Genomic DNA, 2,450 nt, shown 5'->3' on the forward strand with positions numbered 1-2,450 from the left:
CTGATCGTCGGCGGACGCTCGGACGCGGCGGTCCGGCGCGCTGCGAGGTTCGGCGACGGGTGGCTCGGGATCTGGGTCTCACCCCGCCGCTTCGGCAGTGTCTGTGACCAGATCGCCGGCGAGGCTCTCGAGGCCGGCAGAGACCCGAGCGCGTTCGAGCACGCACTCAACGTCTGGTGCGGCTTCGCCTCGACGCGTGAGGCGGCACGCACGCCGCTCGCCGCACAGATGCAGGACTTCTACCAGATGCCCTTCGAGCCGTTCGAGCGGTACTCGCCCCACGGCACGCCCGAGCAGGTCGCAGAGTTCCTGAGCCCCTACATCGAGGCCGGCTGCTCTCGTCTCAACGTGATCCCGTGCGCCGACGACGTCGACAGCGCGATCGTCGCCGTCGGCGAACTTCGAAAGCTGCTCGCCTGAGCTCGGACCTCAGCGTCCAGGAATCGCTGCATCCAGAGCTGATCCGCTTCGGATGCGGCCACGCGAACCCGCACGGCGGCAGCGGCGTGGATGCACAAGCTCTGTGCTTCGTTGATGCGGAGGTCGCTCGTCAACGCTGTGACTGCATCCGGCGATCCTCCAGGCGTTCGACCAGCCGGTCCATGGCGGCGATCGCCTCGTCGGGTGCGGTGTCGTAGCCGGCCGCCTGGTCCTGGACCGCGCTGAAGGCGAGACCCTGGATCGCCGCCGCAACGAGCGGCGGGGGGAACTCCAGAGCGTCGATGTCGTACTCGCCGAGCAGGGTGTCGAGGGCGTCCATCTGCATGTGGCGGACGTCGCGTGCGATCTGGCCGACCTCGGCCTTGAGCGCGGGGCGGTGGTTCGCCGCCGCCAGCAGCTCGACGAACAGCGCGGTGCCCCGTGGATCGGACGCCAGCCGCCACCAGGCGCGCAGGGGTTCCGGTGATGCCAGCGCGTCGGCCATCCGCTCGACGTTGCGGCCCGCCCGGCGGCGGAGCACGGCGACGAACAGGTCGTCGAGGGTCGAGAAGTAGTAGTGCACGAGCGGCGCCTGGATGCCCACGGCGGTGGCGACGCGGCGCGAGCTGACGGCGGCGTAGCCCTCTTTCAGCATGATCTCCTCGGTGGCGTCGAGGATCCGCTTCCGCTTCTCTTCCGTCGCCGCTCGCGGGCGCCGTCCCTCTGCCATCGATGCGTCCTCCACTGGTCACTCGTCGGAGGAAAAGTTTGAACAGGCGTTCTAAACACGCTACAACACCGGGCATGGCAGAGCTCGAGGGAAGGTCGCCGTCATCACCGGCGCAGCACCTGCTCGCGGCCGAGCAGACCGGAGGCACACAGCCATGACGACCGTGACCGAGCCCGCCGTCTACTTCGATCCCTACGACGTCGACATCAACGCCGACCCCTATCCCACCTACGCCCGCCTCCGCGAGGAAGCGCCCGCCTACTACAACGACCGCTACGACTTCTGGGCGCTGTCGCGCCACGCCGATGTCGAGATGGCGCTGGTCAATTGGAAGGCGTTCTCCAGCACCCGCAGCGACATCCTCGACATCATCAAGGCCGGCGTGGAGCTCCCGCCCGGGGTGATCCTGTTCGAGGACCCGCCGGTCCACACGATGCACCGCGGGCTGATGTCCCGGGTGTTCACGCCGCGGCGCATGGCTGCCCTCGAGGACCAGGTGCGGGCGTTCTGTGCCCGGTCGCTCGATCCGCTGGTCGGGTCCGACGGGTTCGACATCATCGAAGAGCTCGCCTCGGTGCTGCCCATGCGGGTGATCGGCATGCTCCTCGGCATCCCCGAGCAGGACCAGGTGGCGGTCCGCAACAAGACCGATGACAACCTGCGCACCGTTCCTGGCCAGCCGATGCAGGTCAAGGAGGAGAGCGTCGCCAACGGCGAGATGTTCGCCGACTACATCGAGTGGCGGGCCCAGCACCCCTCCGATGACCTGATGACCCACCTGCTCACCGCCGAGTTCGAGGACGAGTCCGGCGAGATCCGCACGCTCACCCGCCAGGAGGTGCTCACCTACACCTCCGTCATCGCCGGCGCCGGCAACGAGACCACCGGGCGGCTGATCGGCTGGCTCGCCAAGCTGCTCGCCGAGCACCCCGACCAGCGGCGCGAGGTGGTCGAGGACCGCTCCCTCGTCCCCAGGGTCATCGACGAGGCCCTGCGCTTCGAACCCACCGGGCACGCCACCGCGCGCTACGTGATGGAGGACGTCGAGTACCACGGCACCACCGTCCCGGCCGGCAGCCCCGTCCTGCTGCTGCTCGCCTCGGCGAACCGAGACCCCCGCCGCTATGGCGATCCGGACGTCTTCGACATCCACCGCAAGGACATCCAACACCTCACGTTCGGCTACGGGCTCCACTTCTGCCTCGGCGCCAACCTCGCCCGGCTCGAGGGACGCGTCGCCCTCGACGAGCTGCTCGAGCGGTTCCCCGAGTGGGACATCGACCACGACGGCATGAAGCTC

At 68.8% G+C, this 2,450-nt stretch carries 3 protein-coding genes; 2 read left to right on the forward strand and 1 reads right to left on the reverse strand.

Annotated features, from left to right (window positions below):
- Positions 1-420: LLM class flavin-dependent oxidoreductase (locus tag VJN29_RS10660; protein WP_324143611.1), on the forward strand; the 420-nt coding region annotated here is incomplete at its 5' end.
- 130 nt (positions 421-550) lie between these two features.
- Here the strand turns inward: VJN29_RS10660 and VJN29_RS10665 are convergent.
- On the reverse strand, positions 551-1,150 hold the full coding sequence (locus VJN29_RS10665) for a TetR/AcrR family transcriptional regulator (protein WP_324143612.1): 600 nt from the start codon (positions 1,148-1,150) through the stop codon (positions 551-553).
- 154 nt (positions 1,151-1,304) lie between these two features.
- Between VJN29_RS10665 and VJN29_RS10670 the strand changes: the two genes are divergently transcribed.
- Positions 1,305-2,450 (forward strand): cytochrome P450 (locus VJN29_RS10670; RefSeq protein WP_324143613.1); only part of this gene is annotated, 1,146 nt, incomplete at its 3' end.

It is taken from the genome of Intrasporangium sp. (assembly GCF_035280925.1).
In the GTDB taxonomy this organism is placed as follows: Bacteria; Actinomycetota; Actinomycetes; order Actinomycetales; family Dermatophilaceae; genus Intrasporangium.